Origin of the sequence: Streptomyces sp. C10-9-1, assembly GCF_024497955.1 — a bacterium.
Classification (GTDB): Bacteria; Actinomycetota; Actinomycetes; order Streptomycetales; family Streptomycetaceae; genus Streptomyces; species Streptomyces sanyensis.
Genome location: NZ_JANHKP010000010.1, coordinates 179,280 through 199,997 on the forward strand (window position 1 = coordinate 179,280; position 20,718 = coordinate 199,997).

21 protein-coding genes are annotated in these 20,718 nt (G+C 67.5%); all 21 read right to left on the bottom strand.

Features of this window, described 5'->3' with window-relative positions; all coding sequences use genetic code 11:
* Positions 1 to 49 precede the first annotated feature (49 nt).
* The 21 genes from NPS70_RS16475 to NPS70_RS16575 all read right to left on the bottom strand — a co-directional run bounded on the left by NPS70_RS16475 (position 50) and on the right by NPS70_RS16575 (position 20,610).
* Positions 50 to 673 (bottom strand): hypothetical protein, encoded by a 624-nt coding sequence (locus NPS70_RS16475; protein ID WP_256525025.1) that lies wholly within the window; start codon positions 671 to 673, stop codon positions 50 to 52.
* A 158-nt stretch (positions 674 to 831) separates the two neighbouring features.
* Complete coding sequence (locus NPS70_RS16480) at positions 832 to 1,080, bottom strand: hypothetical protein (RefSeq protein ID WP_256525026.1); 249 nt, start codon at positions 1,078 to 1,080, stop codon at positions 832 to 834.
* A 12-nt stretch (positions 1,081 to 1,092) separates the two neighbouring features.
* Entirely contained in the window at positions 1,093 to 1,728 is a 636-nt protein-coding gene (locus NPS70_RS16485) for a hypothetical protein (protein ID WP_256525027.1), read from the bottom strand.
* Positions 1,729 to 1,808: 80 nt separating this feature from the next.
* A complete protein-coding gene (locus NPS70_RS16490) occupies positions 1,809 to 2,111 on the bottom strand; it encodes a hypothetical protein (protein WP_256525028.1) in 303 nt (100 codons plus the stop codon).
* 4 nt (positions 2,112 to 2,115) lie between these two features.
* Complete coding sequence (locus NPS70_RS16495) at positions 2,116 to 3,291, bottom strand: peptidoglycan-binding protein (protein ID WP_256525029.1); 1,176 nt, start codon at positions 3,289 to 3,291, stop codon at positions 2,116 to 2,118.
* Positions 3,292 to 3,359: 68 nt separating this feature from the next.
* On the bottom strand, positions 3,360 to 3,989 hold the full coding sequence (locus NPS70_RS16500; RefSeq protein ID WP_256525030.1) for a hypothetical protein: 630 nt from the start codon (positions 3,987 to 3,989) through the stop codon (positions 3,360 to 3,362).
* 45 nt (positions 3,990 to 4,034) lie between these two features.
* Positions 4,035 to 4,628 carry a hypothetical protein gene (locus NPS70_RS16505; protein WP_256525031.1) on the bottom strand — a complete coding sequence of 198 codons (594 nt, stop codon included), beginning with the start codon at positions 4,626 to 4,628 and terminating at the stop codon, positions 4,035 to 4,037.
* 2 nt (positions 4,629 to 4,630) lie between these two features.
* Entirely contained in the window at positions 4,631 to 5,737 is a 1,107-nt protein-coding gene (locus tag NPS70_RS16510; RefSeq protein ID WP_256525032.1) for a DUF5047 domain-containing protein, read from the bottom strand.
* A gap of 1 nt (position 5,738) precedes the next feature.
* Positions 5,739 to 7,964, bottom strand: coding sequence for a hypothetical protein (locus tag NPS70_RS16515; protein ID WP_256525033.1), 2,226 nt, complete (start codon positions 7,962 to 7,964; stop codon positions 5,739 to 5,741).
* Positions 7,965 to 8,139: 175 nt separating this feature from the next.
* Positions 8,140 to 13,224: a peptidoglycan DD-metalloendopeptidase family protein gene (locus NPS70_RS16520; protein ID WP_256525034.1), complete on the bottom strand. Its 5,085-nt coding sequence runs from the start codon at positions 13,222 to 13,224 to the stop codon at positions 8,140 to 8,142.
* A 409-nt stretch (positions 13,225 to 13,633) separates the two neighbouring features.
* Positions 13,634 to 13,948, bottom strand: coding sequence for a hypothetical protein (locus NPS70_RS16525; RefSeq protein WP_256525035.1), 315 nt, complete (start codon positions 13,946 to 13,948; stop codon positions 13,634 to 13,636).
* Positions 13,949 to 14,051: 103 nt separating this feature from the next.
* Entirely contained in the window at positions 14,052 to 14,576 is a 525-nt protein-coding gene (locus NPS70_RS16530; protein WP_256525036.1) for a phage tail protein, read from the bottom strand.
* Between the two features lie 134 nt (positions 14,577 to 14,710).
* Positions 14,711 to 15,076 carry a hypothetical protein gene (locus NPS70_RS16535; protein ID WP_256525037.1) on the bottom strand — a complete coding sequence of 122 codons (366 nt, stop codon included), beginning with the start codon at positions 15,074 to 15,076 and terminating at the stop codon, positions 14,711 to 14,713.
* Positions 15,076 to 15,426, bottom strand: coding sequence for a hypothetical protein (locus NPS70_RS16540; RefSeq protein ID WP_256525038.1), 351 nt, complete (start codon positions 15,424 to 15,426; stop codon positions 15,076 to 15,078). The genes NPS70_RS16535 and NPS70_RS16540 overlap by 1 nt, the downstream gene beginning before the upstream one ends.
* Positions 15,423 to 15,776, bottom strand: a complete 354-nt coding sequence (locus NPS70_RS16545) for a head-tail adaptor protein (RefSeq protein WP_256525039.1) — start codon at positions 15,774 to 15,776, stop codon at positions 15,423 to 15,425. The genes NPS70_RS16540 and NPS70_RS16545 overlap by 4 nt, the downstream gene beginning before the upstream one ends.
* Complete coding sequence (locus tag NPS70_RS16550; protein ID WP_256525040.1) at positions 15,773 to 16,153, bottom strand: hypothetical protein; 381 nt, start codon at positions 16,151 to 16,153, stop codon at positions 15,773 to 15,775. Before NPS70_RS16550 ends, NPS70_RS16545 begins: the two co-directional genes overlap by 4 nt.
* A 238-nt stretch (positions 16,154 to 16,391) precedes the next feature.
* Positions 16,392 to 17,414, bottom strand: coding sequence for a major capsid protein (locus NPS70_RS16555; RefSeq protein ID WP_256525042.1), 1,023 nt, complete (start codon positions 17,412 to 17,414; stop codon positions 16,392 to 16,394).
* A gap of 15 nt (positions 17,415 to 17,429) precedes the next feature.
* Positions 17,430 to 17,828, bottom strand: a complete 399-nt coding sequence (locus tag NPS70_RS16560; protein WP_256525043.1) for a head decoration protein — start codon at positions 17,826 to 17,828, stop codon at positions 17,430 to 17,432.
* A 17-nt stretch (positions 17,829 to 17,845) separates the two neighbouring features.
* Positions 17,846 to 18,487: a hypothetical protein gene (locus NPS70_RS16565; RefSeq protein ID WP_256525044.1), complete on the bottom strand. Its 642-nt coding sequence runs from the start codon at positions 18,485 to 18,487 to the stop codon at positions 17,846 to 17,848.
* A gap of 40 nt (positions 18,488 to 18,527) precedes the next feature.
* On the bottom strand, positions 18,528 to 19,337 hold the full coding sequence (locus NPS70_RS16570) for a hypothetical protein (protein ID WP_256525045.1): 810 nt from the start codon (positions 19,335 to 19,337) through the stop codon (positions 18,528 to 18,530).
* Complete coding sequence (locus NPS70_RS16575; protein ID WP_256525046.1) at positions 19,318 to 20,610, bottom strand: phage portal protein; 1,293 nt, start codon at positions 20,608 to 20,610, stop codon at positions 19,318 to 19,320. The genes NPS70_RS16570 and NPS70_RS16575 overlap by 20 nt, the downstream gene beginning before the upstream one ends.
* Positions 20,611 to 20,718: the final 108 nt, after the last annotated feature.

The following is a 20,718-nucleotide window of genomic DNA, read 5'->3' on the forward strand; positions in this document are numbered from 1 at the left end:
CGTAGCGTGAGACACTAAGGGTTGGCTAGGTTACCCCCGGTATCCACTCCTACTCTGGTGTGAACGGATGCATGCACACGCCGCACACGATGGGGCCGGCGGCCTCCGTTGTGCGGGCAGTCCAGATCTTCCGCGGCGTGTCGCAGTCGCAGGTCAGGGCAAGGCGCGGCGTACGCTTAGGCCGCGTCGACGACGGTACGTCGAGGTGCGGGAGTGCCTCCGGGATGACGCCCGAGAGGGTTTTCAAAGACTCGGCAAAGCGCTCTATCGTGACGGCCGACGGCTGAGGATCTGCGTACCCGCGCGGCCCGCGAGTGCGGTCAGGTGGCCACTCAAGGCCCACTTCCTCCGCGGCTGCCAGATAGGTGGCGTTGTGGTACGCGCCGCCGGTCGTCGACGTGTCCTTGTCTCCTCGCTGCCAGCACAGGATGTGTGCGGCGTCATGGAGGAGCGACGTCAGGACTGCTTCGTCGCCACGGCGGAGCGTCTCTGTGTCAACGATGATGCTGGATACCGCACCGTCCTCCTCCCTTCGCCATCGAGCCGCACTGTGGTCGCCGGCAGGCGACGACGCCACGATGATGCGTGCGGGAGGAAGCTCGGGCAGCGTGTGTCTGAGGTGGCCCCATAGGTCATATAGCGACTGAAGTAGAGGGCCGGGTGAGGTCGGCATACCGGGACTGTACGCATCATCTGTCGCACGTCACAACGCGCCCCACGGTAGATACGTGAACCGTCTTACGCGTGTCTAGAAACGCAAAAGAGCCCCCGCTCTCCCTGACAAGGGAGGGCGGGGGCTCGATGGTGCTGTCACGAGTGTGGCTGATGGGTCTAGTCCAGTGGCGAGACTTTCCGCCTCGTCGACTCTCCCACCAGCAGCGGGAGAGCGATCACGGCGCCGCCGATGACCGGCTCAGGGATGCTGACGTCCGCCACGGCGGGGAAGAGGATGCCCGCGACGGCGACGGCCGACAGGATGCCAGCGCGGACGCGGACGGGCTCCTGCGCGGCGAAGATCTGGAGGTGGCAGTAGGCGCGGAGGCCCAGGGTCCGGAGGTAGGTGCGGGTGCGCTTGAACATGAGTGCCTCTCGTTAGTAGACGCGGCTCGCGTGACGGCGGGATTCGACGCGCTCCACGTGGTCGTAGATTGCGGAGATCTTCAGGTGCAACTCCGCCACGTCACCCGCGTTGTGAACGAAGTGGTCTGCGTCCGCGGCCGTCAGCGCCCCTTCCGACTCGTGGTCCAAGTGCGGGACGTCGTGGCGGTCGACGTAGACGAGGTGGACGCCGGCTCGACGGAGGCTGGCCGCCTCGTTGGGGTACCGGACGTCGGTGATGACGGCCGGGACACCCTGCTCGTTGGCCTCCTGGACGCGCGCCATGGCGGCTCGGAGCCAGAAGTCCTCGTCAATGGCGCGGATGGAGGCGCCAAGTTCCTGGAGGATGCGGCGGACTTCAGACGCTTCCTTAGCCCGCTCCCAGCCCAGGTCGGCTACGACGGTAGACAGACGCACCGGGACGGTGTCTGCCTGTACAAGCTCCCACTCGCCGTAGACGATGTCCCAGACCTCGTCGTCCCTGTGGTCGGTGATCGGGTCCAGCCTCAGCGCCGCCTCCTTCAGCGGGTCCGCGAAGGCGATCCGCCGGTAGCCGCGGTTCTCCACGAGCCACTGACCGACGGTGTCCTTGCCGACGCGGGCGCGCCCGATAATCCCGATGTTGCCCATGCTGCCTCCTCCATCACGGTGGTTCTGTTCTTGTTATGTGGGGATGGAGGCAGAATGTTCGGCGGGGTCGGTGAGTTCTTTCAGGGATCCGAGCGCGGTGGGTGGCTGCCGATGATCAGGTGTTCGGCGTCGTGGCCGGCCTGCCACTCGCGGACGCGCGACACGTTCTCCCGGACCTCGTCCAGGTCGTCGCGGACATCGTCGATGCGGGAGTCCAGGCGGGAGCCCAGCGACTCCACAGCGTCCCGCACCGCGGACGTCACCGCGTCCCGAGTCATCTCCCCCTCTGCCTCCACCGCACCGCGGGTACGGCGGAGGAGAGGGATGTAGGCTGCGCCCACGGTGGCTATGGCCGCGATAAGAGCAACGATGATCTCTGCCACACCGTCACGCCTTGACCGTGAAGCCGTGCGTGGCGCCCAGGCGCTCCAGCGACGCCCTCCCGGGGATTCCGTCCGCCCCGGATCCGGAGTAGCCGCAGCGACGCTGCCAGGCCGCGTACGCCGTCTTCGTCAGCGAGCCGAAGGAGCCGTCAGCGGCGTAGCGTGAGGAGAGGAGGCCCTCAGCACGGAGCGCCGCCTCCACGACCGCCACGTCCGTGGGGTGCGTGGTGCCGCCCTGACGAAGGCCCGGGTCTCGACGGGCAGCCGAGATCAGATTCGACAGGTCCACGACCGGCTGCGCACCGGGGAGGGTGCCCATGAGGTGCCGGAGCGACGTCTCGCCGGGGACGCCGTCGGCGTCGGAGCCAGTGAAGCCCAACGAGCGCTGCCACCCGGCGTAGTTCACCGTGTCGGCGTCGCTCCACGTCGGCCCGGGGCCGACCCGGTACGCGGCGCCATGGCCCTTCTCCACGAGTGCGCGGCCCACGGCCGTCACGTGGTCGCCGTGCGCGCCGTAGCCGTAGACGAGGCCGCCTATGGTCGTCGTCGCGCGCGAGACGGAGGGCTCAGGAGTCGCCTTCGTCTCCCCACCGGTCGACGGGATCGAGTTGTCCCCGCCCGCCGTGAGGAGCGCGCGCACGTCGATGGCGCCCGGATCCCAGTGGTCGTTTCCGGGCACGTGGCAGTGCCCGTAGTGCCCGCCCTTCGTGGCCCACGTGATGCGGCTGCGCGAGACGTCGTCGCTGTAGGACGAGGCGAGTGCACCGGCCGGCCAGGCGTCGGGGATGCCCCACGACCGAAGCGCCCGCATGAGGGCCCGGAAGTTGGGTCCCGGCCGCCAGTAGGCGGTGAACGGCTTTCCCGCCTTCGCGAGCACCTCGATCTGAATGCAGACGCGACCGGTGCGGTTCGTCCTCGTCGACCCGTCGTTGCGCAGTGCCCGCGCCGATGCGTTCAGTGGACCGTACTGCCCCAGTCGATCGGTCATGGGGTCGTAGAGGATGTGCGGCTCCGACTGCACGCGGATGAGGTACGAGGCGACGGCGTTGAAGGCTGCGTCCCCCGCCCCGCTCTCCGTGGTGTGCCAGACGGCGCGGGGAGGGGCGGACGGAGAGTCCATCGCCCCGCCGATGCTGCCGTCTCCGAGACGCTCCGCTTCCTTGATCCAGATTTCAGCCATGCGTGGCCCCTCCCGGGTATGAAGAAGGCCCCGCAGCGGGGCCGTAGCGTTCGTGGATTGGTGGTGCGTCAGGCATCGGCGGGACTGAACTGAATGCCGTCAAGCGCGAACCAGGCCGGGTCACTGGTAGAGACTCCCCCGCCCGCTTCCGCGGAGTAGACGAGTGATCCGCTAGGCCGAACCTCGATGCGGGCTGTGTGGCGCGTGACGCCCGACACCGTTGCTCGATTCGTCGCGACGATGTACGGGCGAATCGAGCCGGGGGCCACGGCGCTCGGGATGGTCGCGAACTCGATGAGCGTTCCGGAGTCATCCAAATTTCCGTTGTTGGAACGCTTCATGAGGCCCCTAAGCTCGATTCCCCCGCCAGCCTTGTACCGCCATCCGGGCGAGCCAGAATGGGCCGCATATCCCGTTGCGTAGGTCAGCGGCTGCCACGGACCGTCAGACAACAGCAGCCACGTACCATCCCCCCGACGGCCCTCCCACCGGTCCTCGGCAATCAGGTAGGTAATCATCCCCGGAACGGGGGTTACCGGCCCTGACAACGCCGCAGAACGCGCGTTGACGTCGGCGAAACGAAGTACAGTTCGCGGCACGAGTGCGCTCAGCATCGCGTACATGGATGTTTCGATGTTCGGCGCGTCGCTCAAGAGCGGGCGCGGAATGCTCTGCTGGTATTCGTCAGATCCGGGCATGCGTTCTCCTACCGCCTCCTGATTGGGAAGGCGCGTTGTGGGATGTCAATTCAGTCGATACCGCGTCATGGCGTCGAATTCAGCGAACTTGTTTCCGCCTGGGAGGGTGCCGCTGAAGTCCCCGAGCTGAATGGTGCCGTTCGGCAGAATGGTCATCACGCCGAAGTATCCGACGGCCACTTGGACGGCTACGCGGACTTGCTTGGTGGGCCAGGTACCGGCCGGCAGAGTGGCTACCGTGGCGCCGCTCGTCACCGTCCCACTATTCGACGCAAGACCGGATAGGGACGCCGTCCCGTCGCCGTGGAGGCGTACTGCCGGCGTGTAGTAGGACGCGTGCCCGCTCCACCCGGCGGACAGCGTGAGCGACTGCCAGGCGGGGTTAGCCGTCGCCTGCGCCCCGACGATCAGCCAGTTCCCCCGCGGATCGCGGGACACCTTGACCACGTCCCCTACCTGGGGGTTGTCGTAGCTACGCAGGCGCCTGACGCGGCTCGTGGACCCCAGAGGCGTGTCTACGGTGCACGTGCCGTCAGTGTGGACGGTGGACACCGTGGCCAGGCCCCACGAGGAGGCGAGGCGCATGACGGCCCGCTCGGCGGCGCGCTGGATTGCGTCGGCCATACGTACGCGCGTCATGGTCAGACGTCCTCCTTTCCGCCCCGCAGGGTGATTCCAAAAGTGCCGTCCACCGAGAGCGGAATGGCTAGCGATTGAATCAGGAATAGCTCCTTCCGGCCGACATGGGAGACGCGTATTACGTCGCCGCCCTCCAGGGCCGGATTAGGCAGGGAGCTAATCGACGTCTGAATGTTCGGGGCGATGGCCTCAGCGAGCGCGTAGGTAGCCGCGGAAAGGCACGATCCCGACGTTGTCCAGAGCGGCGACGAAATGAACTTGGTGACCTTCCCGTATGGGCCGCCCCACATTGTGGGACTGGTTGGGTCGGTGTCTTTCGCAACGGCGCTAACGGGGGCAGAGCCTGACGCGGTGTTCTCTCCGACGGCCACAACGGCGTTTGCAACGCCCTTTCGTGACATCTGCCGGGCGGAGGAAATGAGCGTACCGCCCTCTCCCTCCGCAATCTCCCAGACAACGGGGTCGGTGAGGACGTCGGGGCGGTCAACAACGACGAATCGGTTCGTCGCGTCGACGTATATCTCCGCCTGCATTGCCTGCGCGATTTGAGCCACCGCGTCCCACCGGTCGTTGCCCGCGTCCCAATCCGCAACGGCGCACGTTGGGTTGCGCGTATCGGAGGTAAGGTTGACGATGACGGCGTCCGACAGCGTTTGACGGATGAGTGCCTCGATTGCGTCGAAGCAGCCGGAATAGCCGCGGGTGCTCGTCGGCACCTGAAAAGGGTCGTCAACCAGGTGCGCCTCCGCGGAGCCGCCCGTGACGGTCACCGGCCCGTACAGGGTGTCGCCCTGCGGCTCGTCCACGCGGAACGTGCCGAGGGGCACCCACTCCGTTGCGCCGTTGCTGTATCGGATTCCGCGCGACACGACGAGCTCCTGCCCGTATGTGGCGAGCGGATCCGTCGGCTCCCAAGGGAGATAGGACGGGTCGGCCACCGTCAGAGACAGCGTCCGCCGGATCTTACTTCCGCGGTCGACGGTGACGGCCCCGTCCAGGATGGGGAGATCCGGGACCGTCAGGTCGCCGTCGTAGTAGGCATCGACGCGCACGACCATCTGATGCGAGACGGCGAGCGTCTTCAGGAAGGCTGGAGTGACAGCGTGCACGTCACACCTCCGGCCCGATGTAGACGTCAAGCCAGGAGGCGTAACGCAGGACACCCGCCCAGTCAGCGTCCTCGGTGGAAACGTCCTCCCACGTTCGGGACGAAGACCCACTGATGCCACCGATGGGGCGATCAACCTCCGTCAGGGGCACGGCCCATGTGCGGTCACCGACGTCGCCCAGGCGGACGATGCGGCTCTCCGTGACGTCGCCCACCTGGACGTAGACGTCACGCTCGCCCCACGCTGCCGGCCACTGCACGAGAATGGTGGAGCCCGTGTCGAGTAGCCACCACATGGCGTCGCGACGCTCGGTGGTCTCGGTGACGAGCGTCAGCGTCCCTGTGCGGCCTCCACGGACGTCGCTGATGACGACGGGCAGCGTCCTGCCGCGGACCTGTGCGACGCCCTGACGGGCAACGCGGGTCCAGTCGGGTACCTGCTGCACGGTTGCCGTCGTCTGCCTGGCAGGCTGCCCGGGGTCGGTGAGGACAACGTCAGTGGACGGCGGCTCCATGAGGGTCACGGGGAGGCTGGACGTAGCGGTGTAGGACTCAGGCGACGTCCACGCCTTGACGTAGTACCGCACAGGTACACCAAGCGGTGCCTCGTAGTCCTCCACCACGGCCAGGTCACCCGTGATGGGCTCCGCGTCCAGGTCGCCCGAGTAGCCGCGGACTGACGTCATCTGGCCGCCAGCGTCGAGGCGCCATATCCCCCATGTGGTGTTCGCGTTCTGCGTCAGGCCCTGCACAGCGATCCGCGCACCGAAGGCGCCTGCGATCGGATCGGCAATGGCCGCGAAACCGCCGGGGCCGACGTAGATGTGATCCACGTTCATGACGCCGTCGGCCGGGTCGGCAGCCCACACGCGAATGGACGGAGTGAACGCTGCGGCACCCGACGGCGGGACGGCGGTTCCCACGGGGGCGTACCACCCGGCGAGTGTCCCGAGGGTCCACCGGAAGTAACTCAGCCCGAGGGGGTTGCCGCCTTCGTCCTCCCACGCGAAGCACATATCCACGACAAGCGGCTCAGCGGTTGCCGGGCGGTAGAGGTACGGTGCGATCTTGTACGGCTGCCGAGGCTCTACGGGGACAGGCGCGGTCATCTGGAAGTGCGCTGTACCGCCGGTCGGTGTGACCTCCAGGGAGGCTGAGCCCTCCCACGCCCGGGTGGTGGAGCGGGCAAGGGTGCAGCCCTCTACTACCTCCCAGTCGTCGGCGGTCACCTCCATGGACTGCGCGCCGTAGCTGATCAGCGAGCCCGTCAGAGCCGGTGCGACGAGGATCGCGATGCGGTCGATGGTCCACTCCTGCGCAGCCGCAGATGGGGAGGGACTGAATCGGATCGTCGCGGAGACTGCACCGGCGGGTGCGACACCTATCGTGGCGACGTAGGTCCAGTCTGATGTGGATGGCGACCACGTGACGGCCGGCGCCGATTCGAGGTAGGTGTCTCCGACGTCGAAGAAGCGCAGCTCCGCCACGAAGTCCGCGGCCACGGACCCCTTCACGCGTGCAGACGCGATGTACTCCGTGCCAGCCAACACGGGGACCGCGGTCGTCATGTCCGCAGCCATCGTCCCGGCCGCCGACGAAGTCAGGACGAGGCTGTACCACCCTTCCCACGACGTTGCGGTAGTGCGGCTGACGGTGCAGTTGAACGTCCCGGTCCACCCGCTGGTGTCGACCTCCACTCCGCCCGTGTTGTACGGGAGGAGGTTCCCCGTCGGGTGGTTCGGGTGGCCCATGAAGATCTGGTCCACCACGACCTGACCACCCGCGCTCACATTGTCCGCCAGCACGGTCACCGACACGTACGTAGCACCGGCCGGGGCCGTAGCGATGACGATAGTCGGGGGCGTGATCCATGCGGCCGTACCGCTAGGCATCGCCGTGGCTACGGACGTGTCTGAGCTCAGCGGCGTACCGCCTGACACCACGTCGTACCAGTCCAACCGGACCTGTGTGGTGCGCCCGGAGGCCGGCGCCACGTTTGCCCAGTAGGCGTAAGCCGTGTACTCAAGCCCCGCGGTTACCGCGACCCGCGCTGCCGTGGTGGACTGCACCGTCCCGGCGGCCGTCGCCGTCAGTTGGAGCGACGCTGAGCCGCTGTACCAGCGGGTGGTGCTCCGGACCTGCGACGTATTCGCGCCGGCCGCCCACCCGCTGGTGTCGGTCTCAATCCCCTGCGTGTTGAAGGGGAGCAGGTTGGCGACTACGCTCATGCGCCGCCACCGTCGCCGGGACCATCCCCTTCACCGGAGCCGTCCCCTCCACCTTCACCGGCGCCTTCACGCCACCCGGGGCTGTACTCGTCGCCCGGGTCGGGGGTGGGGTCCGGCAGCGGGCCGTCCGTGTAGATGGGGCCGGTGTGCTCTCCGGGCTCGGGATACTCGGGCATCAGGCCCACCTTCCTGCCGAGACGGCAGCCGCCGTCTCCTCGTCGTAGGTAGTGATTTCGGTGCGGACGATGTCCGTGATTTCGCGGTCACCGACGAAAACCCGCGCCTCGACGTGGACCGTCGGCGCTGCGGACGTCGCGGGGATGCTGCGTAGGCCCTGCGCCGCGCGAGCCATCGACATGGAGTCGCGCGAGCTGTAGACCTGCGCCGGATGCAGGAATCGCACGAGCTCCGGGCCGTTCTCACCCACCCACGCGAGCTCACCGAGGGAGGGGAAGCCGCCGGATGCGTACCCGCCAGGGCGGGTGTACGCGCGGGGCAGGGAGCCGTAGCGCGCCATCGCGTACCGCATCGAGCTGTAGATATTCGCCAGCGGGTCGACGCTGACGCCGTACAGCTTCGGCCCCACGCCGCGGAGGGTGCCGGCGTAGGCGTCGAAGGTGGGGCGGATGACCTGCATCAGTCCGACGGACGGCGTGCCGTTGCGAGCGTTGATGTCCCAGTTGTTGACTGCCCGCGGGTTGCCCCCGGACTCCTGGTTCATCCGCCGAAGCGTCAGGTCCGCGTAGCCGACGGGGTTTCCGGTCATGGAGAGCGCTCGCTGTACGACGCTGCGCCAGCGCTGCACGCCCTTGCCTCCGGAGCCTCCGCCCGCCAGGTAGGCCATGGGGTCCACGGTCTTGCCGTTGACGCGGGCCTCCAGGTGGAGGTGAGGTCCGGTGACGTTGCCCGTCGCGCCCACGCGGCCGATGGTCTGGCCCTGGCGCACCGTCTTCCCCACCGCCGTCGCCATGGACGACATGTGTGCGTAGAGCGAGGCGAGACCGTTCCCGTGGTTGATCATCACGTGGTTGCCGTACGGCCCACCGCCCGCAGCCTGGCTGATTCGTCCGCCTGCCACAGCGCGGATGGCGGTGCCGACGGCGGCCGGGAAGTCCAGGCCGGTGTGCCGGCCGGAGCGCCACATCGAGCCGCGCTTACCGAACGGCGTCCCGTATGCCGCGTTCACCGGCTTCAGCCACGAGCCTCCGCCCCCGTTGCCGCCGAAGCCCACGAGGTCCAGAGCCTTGTTCTTCAGGCCAGAGAGGATCTTCCCGGGCAGCGACGCCACTTCGCGCGCGAAGGGGTTCGTCATGATGTTCTTCAGTTGCCCGGTAATGAACTGCTTCGCCTTCCCGAATACCTTGGTGGGATGCAGGAAGTCGACGGCACCGGAGACGAACTCCCCAACCGCGTTGGTCTTGTCCTTCAGCCAGTCGACGATGCCGCCGTCCTTGAATGCCGGCATTCCGGATGCCACGAGCCGTCGAACTGCGCCTACTCCGCCCTGCCGTGCGGCGGAGTTGAGTGAGTTGATGCGGCTCGCTCCCACTGCGCGCGTCACCTCCGGGCGCATGATGGATTCACCACCGCCCACGGCGATGATGTGGTTATCCACGCCGGGGGTGTACCCGGGAACGATACCGCCAGTGTTGTAGGCGTCGAGCTTTGCGGAGTCGATAGTTCGCAGCTTCCCCGCGCCCGTGATTCCTGCTACCTTGTTCCACAGCGGGACGATAGCCCCATTGTAGATCTTGTCGATGATGAACTTCACGGGCTTCTTCGCGATATCGCGGACCTTGTTCCAGGCTTCGCCGATGACGTCACGCCCGGTCTTGAAGGAATCGCTTACGCTCTTTACCGCACGCTTGATGTTGTCAAAGGCAGGCTTGATGGCCTTGTTGTAGAGCCACGTCGCCTTATCGCCGATCCATCCGAAGATAGGGGAAAGGACTTTCTTCCACATCCATTCGCCTGCGTCAGAAAGGGCGTCGAACGCGTCCACTGCGGCGTCAAAGGCGGGCTTGATGGCCTTGTTGTAGAGCCACGTCGCCTTGTCACCGATCCAGCCGAAGATAGGCGAAAGGACCTTGTTCCAGAGCCACTTTGCCCCGTCTGCGATCCAGTCGAACGACGGACTGATTGCCTTCTTCCACAGCCACAGCGCGATGGCACCGAGCGCCTTAAAGGCCAGGTAGATGGGGGTAAGGACGAGGACGACTAGTCCGGTCAGGAGGTACTTCGCAGCCGTAGCGATGAAATCAAAGGACGGCCTGATCGCCTCCTCCCACAGCTCGACGGCAATGTCACCGACCTTCTTCATCGCCCACCAGATGCCGTCAAACGCAGGCTTCAGAAACCCATTCCAGGCTGCTGAAATTGCGGAGCCTATGGCGCCCGCCACTGTGTCGACGGTTTCCCGGAACCAATCCCAATTGTTGTAGGCGTAGATCACAGCCGCAACGAGAATTCCGAGTACGGTAACGATCGCCCGGATGATCGGGACGATGCCCGTCGCATTCAGCGCCACCGCCCAACCCGACGTCGCAATTGCCGCCAGGATTGTCACGGATTCATACAGCGCCATGGCGCCTGCGTAGGCCGCCATTCCGAGCGTAATTGCCTTCTGTGCCGCCCACAAACCCCAGATGAGCTGCACTACCTCCGGCATGTTCTCCGCCAGCCAGGAAATGGCGTCGAAGAGTGGCCCCAGGGTCTCGAACATGATTTCACTGAGGGGGCTCAGCGCCTGCGAGACGTCGAGCATGGCGCCGAATACGTCGCCAAGGAACGATGCCAGTCCCGGAGCGGTGTCCTTCACGTACTGGAGGAATCGCTCAAATTCCGGCGAGCCCTTCAGGCTGGACCCCCACGTTGCGAAGCGGGCCGTGATGCCGTCCGACTTCCGCGCGATACCATCCATGTGCGGTAGGAAGGCGTCGATGATTCCGGCGATGCCCTTGATTACGTTGCCGAAGGCAATGCCGAATCCCTCTACGGCGGGCTGCACGTTCTCCGACAGGTCCGCCTTGAAGGACTGCCAGAACGGAGTTTGCAGCTCCTGTGACGCCTTGTCCATCAGCGTCTGAATTCCGGCTGCGGCACCCTCAGCGAGGGGTGTCAGACCGGGCAGCGATGCCTTCGCACTGCTCACGGCGCGCGTGAAGATGGGCAGGGTCAGCCGCTGTAGCGACGTCTGCCACTCGTCGAATGCAGTCTTGATCCCCTGCGGGCCGGCGATGGAGTCGAAAAGCGCCCGCTGCTCGGGGGTGAGCTTCGCAAGTGCCTTACGGTACTCCTCCTGCTTGTCGGCAGCCTTCGACGTCGCTGAGATAGCGGAGAGCCGTGCGGCAGCCACGCCGCGCTCAGCACCGGCGATCGCCTCCGCGGCAGCTACCTGCGCGTTGGCCGCGTTGTCCGCGGCGTCAGCCACGCGGCGCTGAGCGTCTGCGACGTCCTGCGCGGCCTGGACCTGCGTCCGGGCGGCATCGCGCTGCGCGTTCGCTACAGCCTTCGCCTCGTCGCGCACCTTCCGCTGCGCGCTGGCCAGTCGCTCTGTTGCGTCGCGCACCTCGTCGGATCCGTCGACGCCTGCCTTCCGCTGCTTCTCCGCCTCCTTGCGGAGGTCGGCGTAGTCCTGCTTCTGGCGACGGGCGGTGTGCGCAGCCTCGTCGGCCGCGAGCTGTGCGCGTTCGCGCTGGAGGTCGGTCGCCTTGGGGTCGGCCATGACCCGCCGAAGTTCCTCCTGCGCCTCGCGCACGCGCAGGGCAGCGTCACGCTGGTCGAGGGCGCCGTCCTCCAGGCGCTGGTTCAGGTCGCGGAGTTGCTGCGCGGCAGAGCGGCGGGCGTCCGTGAGGTCGTCCTCCGCGCGCTGCGCGTCCCGCTTGGCGTCGGCAAGTGACCGCTCAGCGCGCTGGACCGACTCCGCAGCCTGGCGGCGCTGGTCGGAGGCACGCTGTGATGCCTGCGCGAGTGCGCGCTCCGCGTCCGCCACCTGGCGGTTGGCCTGCGCAACGGAGCGTGCGGCGTTGCGGTGGGCGGAGGCAAGGGATGCTTGCGCGCCCGCCATCTGGAGAGCGCGTGAGGCAGCCTGAGCCGTGGACGCTGCGCCCCGCTGTGCGGCACGATCCGCGTCCTCCTGCGCTGCTGTCTGCGCGGTGAGTGCCGCTCCCACGCCCTTGATCGCCGGGATGGAGGCCAGAGCGAAGGCGCCCACACCGGCGCCGGCAGTCGCCAGCATCGAGGTAAAAGCGCCCAGTCCGGCCGTCAGTGCCGGCCCGAGCGGGATGGCGGTCAGGACCGCGACCTGAATACCGAGCTGGAGGAGAGCGGACGTCGCGCCTGACGTGTCCGCGAGGGCTGTGATCTTGAAAAGCTTGTTGTCGTCCGCCAGGGCCTGGACTGCGGCAAGCTCCGCCACCGCGCGGGCCGTGTCCACACGGACGTCAATGTCCGCCGACTGCGCGCCGATGACGGTCAGCCGGGACTGAATCGCCTCCAGCTTGGTCAGTGCCTCTGCGGCGTCAATGTCGATGCCGATGCGCTGGTCTGACAGCGTGGCGAGCTGCGCGCGCAGGGACTGAATCTCCGCGCGAGCAGGGTCGGTGTCGGCGTCGACGTTGATCTCAGGTAGGGACGCCTGCGCCTGCGCGACGGCCTGGCGCATCTTCGCGCCGAGCGCCCCGTCCACCTCCATGCGGATGCGACCGGGCTCGGCGGTGAGCGCCTGTACCTCCGCACGCAGCTCCGCCAGAGCGGCGCGGGCGGTGGCGGTGTCAGCGCGCACCGCGATGTTCGGGTGAGCGGCGCCCAGACGTCGGAGCCGCTCCTCCAGGCGCGCTACTTCCGCCTCCGCGGCCTCCGCGCTGACGTCGATACCGATGCGCTTGTTGGAGAGCGCCTCCAGCTTGGCCCGGATGCGTGCGAGCTCTGCGTCTACGCCCGTGTCGCCTAGCTTCACGTCCAGCTTCGGCATGGCCTTGAAGGCGGCTTGGAGCTTCCGCCGCAGGGACCGGGCGAAGGCGCCGCCCGTGTCGTCGCCCTGCTTGGAGCCGGCCCGAACGGCGGCCTGGCCGCCCTGGACGACGGCCTTCGGGATGGCGATTTGGATGTGATCGCCTATGGCGTCGCCCATCGCGCGGCCTGCCTGCTCGCCCACCCGCTGTGCAGCGGGCAGGACGATGGCAGACAGCTTCTGGTGAAAACGCGGCGCGATGGGGACGACGTCCACCGCTGCTGTGCCGACGACGTCCAGGTCCGGCATCACGCCTCCTGTGGTGGTCTCATTCGCGGATCGAGTGCGCGACGCTGGTCGTCGCTGAGCTGCCGGCGTCCGCTCGACTTCGGCGGGATTCCCGGGCGGGGTGTAGGTGTGAACTCGGGCGGCTTACCGCCCGCGGCTGCGATGGCGACGGACCGGAGCATGACGATCTGGTCCTTCACGTCAGCGAGGAGAAGCTCCACGCCAGACCACGGCGCCCGGTCAGGGCGGTGGTCGCCGCTCTCCGCGGCTCGTCGGAGTTCGTCCTCCGGTACGGCTGCGAGGAGCTCCGTCTTCGTCCACGACTCCCGTGGGAGGCGGTCGATGAGAATGCGCAGGGTCCGCAGAGACAGGCCACCCCGGTACACGGCCAGGAGGTCGGTACCGGGGTAGTAGCGTGCGAAGTCCGCAGTTAGCGCTTCCTCGTGCTCCGTGAGGACGTGGAGCGTGCGCCAGACTTTCCCGGGGTCTCCCCCGTCGTCTCCATCGCAGCAGCGGTGAACTCGTTGATCTCGTCGAAGGTGGCGTCCGCCTCCACGAACTTGATGACGTCCTCCTCGTGGAGCACGCCGGTCGCCCACGTGTCGTAGTCGCCCTGGCGCAGGGCCCGGAGGTAGGAGGGGCGCCACTGGCCGACGGGCTTGACTCGGAGGGTCTCGCCGGCCAGGTCGGCGGTGCCGTAGGTCTCGGTCGCCTCACGCTCAGCGGGGGTGGTGGTCTCAGACATGCGCGGGTCTGCCTCTCAGGTTGTGGAGCTGTGGGTCTGCGCGGGTCGTTGTGGAGCTGAAGCGGGGCCCGGACCCGCGCAGATACGGGCCCCGCTGGTCGTGTTACGGCGCGGGGAAGAAGCCGCTGACGTCGACGCCGCCGTACTTGATGGCGCGCGAGACGGCCGCAGCGTTGCTGGCACCTCGGTAGAACTTGAAGGTCATCTGGACGCCCATGACGTCGGACGTCTGCGGCTGCTCGTCGCCTCGCTCCGTGACCTTGCCGTTCGGCATGTAGAGCCTCATCCGCTTGTCGCCGTCCATCGTGTCGAAGATGAAGGCGTACCGAAGGTCGCTCGGCTTGTCGGGGAGGTCGTAGGCCGCGACGTCGGTCGTCGGCTCCAGGGAGGCAATGGACACGTTGTCGTACAGCGCCCGGACCATGGGGTTCAGGCCCTCCAGGAAGGTGCACTGAACGCTCTTGACGCTCTTCGTCATGAGGGTCCGGATGGGCTCCAGGGAGCCGGCCGCCTCCACGTCGGTGGACTCGTCCTCGATCTTGAAGAGGCCGCCCTCCGTGGTGATCCACCCGAGGTTCACCCACGGGGTGTCAGGGTCTGCGAAGGCGGTCACGTTGGTCGTGCTCATCGCGGCTGCGTACACGAGGTAATCGGTTGCGCCGAACGTCAGGTCGGCGTCGCGGGTGTCTGCCATGTGCCCTCCAGGGCATACGTGAGACCCGCACGCCGGCAGGCGACGTCGGGTCGGGAAATGTCAGGTGGTCAGTCGTCCCGGGCGGACACGGTGTACGTGGCGCCTCGTCGGTGGACAGCGGGGTTCGTCCAAGGCTGCGCGGAGGGACCGGAATCGCATCGGACGTCGCTGATGACGGCTCCGTTCACCGGGCCGCGAAGGAAGAGGAGAGCGTCCCGGACCGCGTTCGCCAGGGTGCGCGCCTCGTCCGTAGTCGCCGCGAAGACATCGACGGCCACGCGGGGGTGACCGCGGAATCGGTCGTCGAAGCCACCGATCCGCTCCACGCGGACCACGGGGAGTCGGTCCTCCAGGTCGGCCGGCGTGGCTGCGCACCCGAACACGTCGAACGTGGTCTCTGCCCAGGGGGCGAGGACGGACTCAATGTCCGGCATTACACCCCCTTGGCTGCGTCAATCGTGCGCTGAAGTACCGCGTACCGCGGGACTCGCCCGTCGCCGTACTCCACGCGCCAGGCGTGCGGTGCAGTGTTGATCAGTCGGGCGCCGGGCCGGTTGTGCGGTCGACCGCGGAAGCGCACGTCCTTGTAGATCGGCAGGACGTCGAGCGACGCCTTGTATAGTCCCGGGTGCCGGTCCTCCGCCGGGTTACCAACGGGCGCGATCGACTCGGCAATACCCTTCATCCGCACAGCGGCGTCACGGCAAGGCTTCATGAGCCACGGGCGCCGGAGCATCGAGCCAATGCCCCTGTAGCTCCCGGTGTACTTGCTCTGGTTGGTCATCCGGTCACCTCCCGAAGAACCGCCTCCACATGCGCCAGAGACGTCAGCGGGAGGACGAGGGGCGTCCCCACGACTTCCCAGACGCGCCCGCCGTGGCGGATTCGGTCCGACGCGCGGACGTCCGTGCCGACGGGGGCGAGAAGCACCCTCCGCGTGATGACGGTCTCGCTGGCGTCGGTCTCCTCCGACGAGGAGCCGACGGCCACGCCGTAGGGGCTCGCCACGGTGGCGCCCGTGACGGTGATGAACTCCGGCGGTCCGGGGACATAGGAGCCGGTGGAGTCGCGCGTAGGGGCCCCGGGGCGCTCGATGACCACTGAATCGTTCATGAGCGCCGCGATCAGGCTCATACGGGCCTCCACACCAGCACGGCGGGTGCCACGTCAGGAGGCGCGATGTCCAGCATGCCAGCGCCGGACGTCAGGCCCACCGCACGGCGAAGTCGGCGTCGCTCGTCGTCGGACAGCACGACACCGGTCTCACTGTCCGCGTAGGACTGGAGCATGCCGCCCGCTTGCTCGGAGCGGAGGCCGCCCGGATTCGTGAGGATGCGAGCGGCGACCATGAGGGCCACCGTCTTCACTCCGCGGGGAGGCGGGTCCGTCAGCCGGTCGCCCACCTCCCCGTATAGCGCGTCCTCCGTCAGGTCGTGGGCTAGGTCGCATTGGTCGTCGGTGAGGGGACGTGCCGCCAGGGTTCGGAGCTCAGTCGCCGTGAACAGTGTCATCGGCGACCGCCTTCCTCCGTGGCGACGTGCGCTTGGCGGTCCGCTTCACCGGAGCGGGAGTGGGAGCGTGAATCGGTTCACGCTCCGGGGCCGCAGCCCATGCCTTCGGGTTGGTGATCTTCGACGCTGCCCACTCCGGGACTGCGTCAGCGGGGCCGAAGGCGTGGTTCGTCCCGTTGTCGTCCGTCACATGGACGATCGCAGCCAGTCTTGCCACGTCAGTGCCTCGCGTTTCGAATCAGAGGACGTCGGCCACGAAGGTCAGGTCCGGGGCCGCCACGACAGGGAGCGCGATCGCGGTCGCGCGGGTCCACACGGTCTGTGGGTCCTCGCTCTTGTAGGCGCCCACCGCAACTCCCGCGGCGTCGCCCTGGAGGCCGTACCGGGGGTCGTTCGCCTCCACGGGCACACCCCACAGGGTGCGGCCGGCAGCGTCGCCCTCCGCCGGGAGGAAGAGGATCTTGTCCTCAGGAGTGACGCGGGTGGCCACACCGTCGACGTTCACCTTCGCGTCGTAGATGACGACCGGCGGAATGTCGAAGTCACCAAGCACGGTGTTCAGCGCGTCGCGCGTCAGCACCGTCGGCGCGGAGGCGCCACCCGAGAACGCGAGTTCCCGGATCTGCTTGTTCCGACGCAGGAAGTTGTAGATCTTCCGGCTCATCAGCGTGTACGCCGGGAGGTCGCCGTTCGTGGTGTTGTAGACGTCAAGCCACGCCTGGAAGTGATCATACGCAGCCGCGTTCTCGGTGTCGCTCCACACGGTCGCAGCCGTCACGGAGTGGCCGGCCGCGCGGCCGAAGTCCACCTCCGCCTGGACGCGGTTCTCCGCGATCGTCACGGAGCCGTTGAAAAGGGCGTCGCCACGGGCGAGCTCAATGCGCGCCGCGATGGCCGCGACGAGACGGACGGAGTCGGCCTCCATCGCGTCGCGGATCTCCTCGCTCTGGGAGTCCACGTTCCGCATGCGGATCTGCTCGTACTCCCCGACCGGAATCTTCCGGCTGATGGGCGGCAGTTCGCCGCTCACGCGGGCCCCGCCGGGCCGGGCACCGATGTCCGACTCAGCGTCGTACGCCCGGAAGACGGCCGCCTCCACGAGGCCGCCCCCTCCGCGGGTGAAGCGGTAGCTGAGGTCGTTCACGGTGTTGTTCGGGAGCCACCTGTTCAGGGAGAACGTGTTCTCCTCGCGGTCCCTCAGCGCCTCACGCGCGTAGCCCGTGAGCTCCGCGGGAGTCGCGTATTCCTCGATGAGCTGCATGTGTCAGTACCTCTCTCAGACGAAGACGACGCGGGCGCCGAGATCGGTCTTGCCGGCAGCGTCGATGGCGACGGGGAGCTTCGCTTCCTTGATGAAGCAGTGCAGGAGCATCGAGCCGACGACAGTCGTCGACGCCTGGCCGCGGGAGTTCACGACGTTGACGTCCGTGAAGAGGAATCCCACGCAGGTCTCACGGCCGTCCGTCTCCGTGTTGTCGTAGGGGCCGTACTTCCCGGACGAGGTGATCTTACCCAGCGGGATGCCGGACTTGATGAAGCCCTCCGGGTAGTGGGTGCCGCTCGTGAACGTCGATACGTCGAGCGTCGCGCCGACCGGGGCGTCGGTGCCGTGGGCGGACCCCAGCCAATCCCGACGGTCCTGACCGAAGCTCTCGCTGCGGAGAGTGAGGTCCATGTGTCCTCCGAAGTGGGTTACTTGCCGTGTCGCTGGCGATAGCGCTCAGCGCCGGACGTGGTGGTCTTGCCTCCGCCGACGTCGCCCCCGCGGGGACCGCCGGAGCGGGGTGCGCCGGAACCGGCGCCATCGTTGTTGTCCTGCGTGCCGAAGAGCGCCTTCAGCGCGTCGGCGTCCGCTTCGAGCTCTTCCTTCGTCGAGCCACGCAGGCGCTCTGCCTGCGCCGGGGACAGCCCCTTCTCCGCGGCTACGCGAATGCGGAGCGCGTCGGCAACAGCGGCGTCACGAGCCTGCTCAGCCACCATGCGGGCCGCGTCTGCGGCGTCCTTCTCCGCCTGGATTCGCTGCACGTCGGTGAGCTGTGCGTCTTCGAGCTCCTTCAGCGCGGTGTCACGCTGGCGCAGCCGCTCCAGCTCCGTGGCGTCGGGACCGGCGTTCGCACGGGCCTCGTGCTTGCGGCTCTGGTGCTTCCAGTACGCGGCCTGCTGCTCGGGAGTCATCTCCGCGATGGGCGTCGCGTCCGGGTATCCGTGCTCGTTGACGGTCGGCGTGTTACCGCCTCCACCGCCACCACCGGCAGCGGGGTCGTCCTCGTAGAGGGTCCACGGGCTGGAGGCGAGGGTCAGGAGGTTGCGGCGCGCGAGGGTACGTCGAGGCATGGTGGGTCCCCTGTCGGGAGTCGTCAGCCCATGGCGGGCGTCAGGTCGGAAGTGGAATGTCGTCAGGGCCGGTGAAGCGCTGACCGGCGAACCCCAGAACGGGGCCGATCTCGCCGTGGTCGTTGGCGACGATGATCTTTCGGTAGTCGATCGCGCGTGCGCCGCGATCGGACTGCCCGGTCGCCTCCTCCACCACGCGGTGGAGCTGCTCTAGGCGGGCCTCGTCGATGATCTGGCCCGGGTCATAGTCGGCGGTCACCGTCTTGACGATGCAGTCGCAGCCGGGGTGGATGGGCGCAAGGTTGCGCTTGTGGTAGCGCTGCGTCGACGCGACGATGCACAACGCGCAGTCGTACTCACCCTGGAGCTCGCGCACGGTGTACGTGAAGCGAGGCATGTCGGCCGCCACCTCGCGCACGGTGTGCGTGCGAGCTAGCTGAAGGTCCGTCTTGAGAATCGTCTCCAGTCGGCGCGCCCCGTGGTCGAGGGCGACGTCCAGGGGCTCATCGTCGGCAAGGGACGACCACGCAGTCACGAAGGGACGCCGGTAGACGTCGGCCGGGTCCACGTCGCGGAGGGAGCGGCCCGTCACCCGGTCCATGTCGAGGGGCCGGCGGGGCGGTTGCTCGCCTAGTTCTTGGTACAGCGACTCCAGGTACGACGCCGTCAGGGCCGCGATCGTGCGCTGCCCTCCGAGGATGACTGGGAGGGCCTGACGCTGGAACCGGGCGACGTCGGCGTCACGCCAGCTATCCAGGCCGTCCCAAGAGCGACGGACGCGTCCGAGTACCGACGTCCACACGCCGGCAACCTGGGCGCCGTAGCGCTGGTCACGCCGCGTCAGGGTCATCGTCGGCCGGCCTCCGTCCGATCACGGTGCGAGGGTCGGTGGACGGTTCGTTCCCCGCCGGGGCGGGAAGTGCCGGCTGAGTCAGTGCGTCGGTCGCGCGGTCGATCTCCATGCGGCTGATCTGCGCGGGGGTATATCCGAGATCCTCCATGCGCTGACGCCACGGCACTCCGGCCGCCTGCTTCTTCACGGCTGCGTCAGCGAGCTCCGAGACCGTGCGGGACTCAGGGTCACGCCAGACGGTTTCGAGGGTGTAGTCCGCCGCACGCGCCTCGTCGCCAGCAGCCTTGAAGGCCAGACGCATGGAGTGCTGCCAGGACTCTCCGAAGTCGTCGCACTGGTCCAGCACCTTAGCGACGAGGCCGGTCTCCGCCGCCTTCAGGGCGTCACCGGACACGTTGACCACCGCTCCGATGATGTAATGCGGGGGTGTCTTGCTGATCGCTGCGAGATCCTGCACCGCGCTCTCCACAGACCGGACATACGGCGCCAGGTCGGTGGAGGAGAACTCCCCAAAGCGGACTTCAGGGTCCGCCGTCGTCCAGAGCTTCTGAATGTCGAGCTTGAACGGTTCGATCGGCTTGCCGGTGATCGGATCCTCGTCGATCTCCAGGCCCGCGGCGTACCGCTGCCTGAAGGCCCCGTACTTGGCCGCCCCCACCAGCATGATCAACTTCATGTTGATGCGGTTCTGCACGCTGAGAATGTCTTCGTGCTCCGCGAACCCATCCGGACTGATCTGCCGACGGTTCACGAACGGAACCAGAGGAACTTCCCCGAGGTCGTTCCGTCGGTAGCCGTCGCGGTCCCGTGGGAGCACGAACGCGTCCCAACCACGCAGGCTGGCGGTCCGAGCGACGAAGGTCGGGGTCTCCGTCTTCGTGACGAACTCATAAATCTGCGTCGGGGTCCAGAGCGTGGCCCTAGTGTTGCCCGTCCAGTCATCCCGCCAGAGCTTCAGACCGGCTGCAAGCTCACGGCGGCTGCCCTGCGCCCGCTCCACGGCCACCTGGCGCGGCGTCTCGTGGGTCATCACGGGCCGACCGTCGCGGTTCCGCTCGACGAGAACGAACGCCCTGCGCTGCGTCAGCGCCCCGTAGTGGACGAGGCGAGATTCCGCGACCATGGCGTTCTCGCGCCAAATGCGGTTGGCGTCTGTGTCCGCAACGCTCAGCGCCTCGTTAGTGCCGCCCGACCGAAACCCCGTCACCCGGAGTCGCTCCGCCGGGGAGTCGACGACGAGGCGCGTCCAGTTCGTGCGCGCGTCCCGCATCCATTCCGCAACCTCACCGGGATCCAGACCGGGGATGGTCGGTAGCGGAGCTTTGCCCTCCACGTATCGCTGTAGCGTGTCGAGCCCGGGTGTGATCTCTCCGTCAGA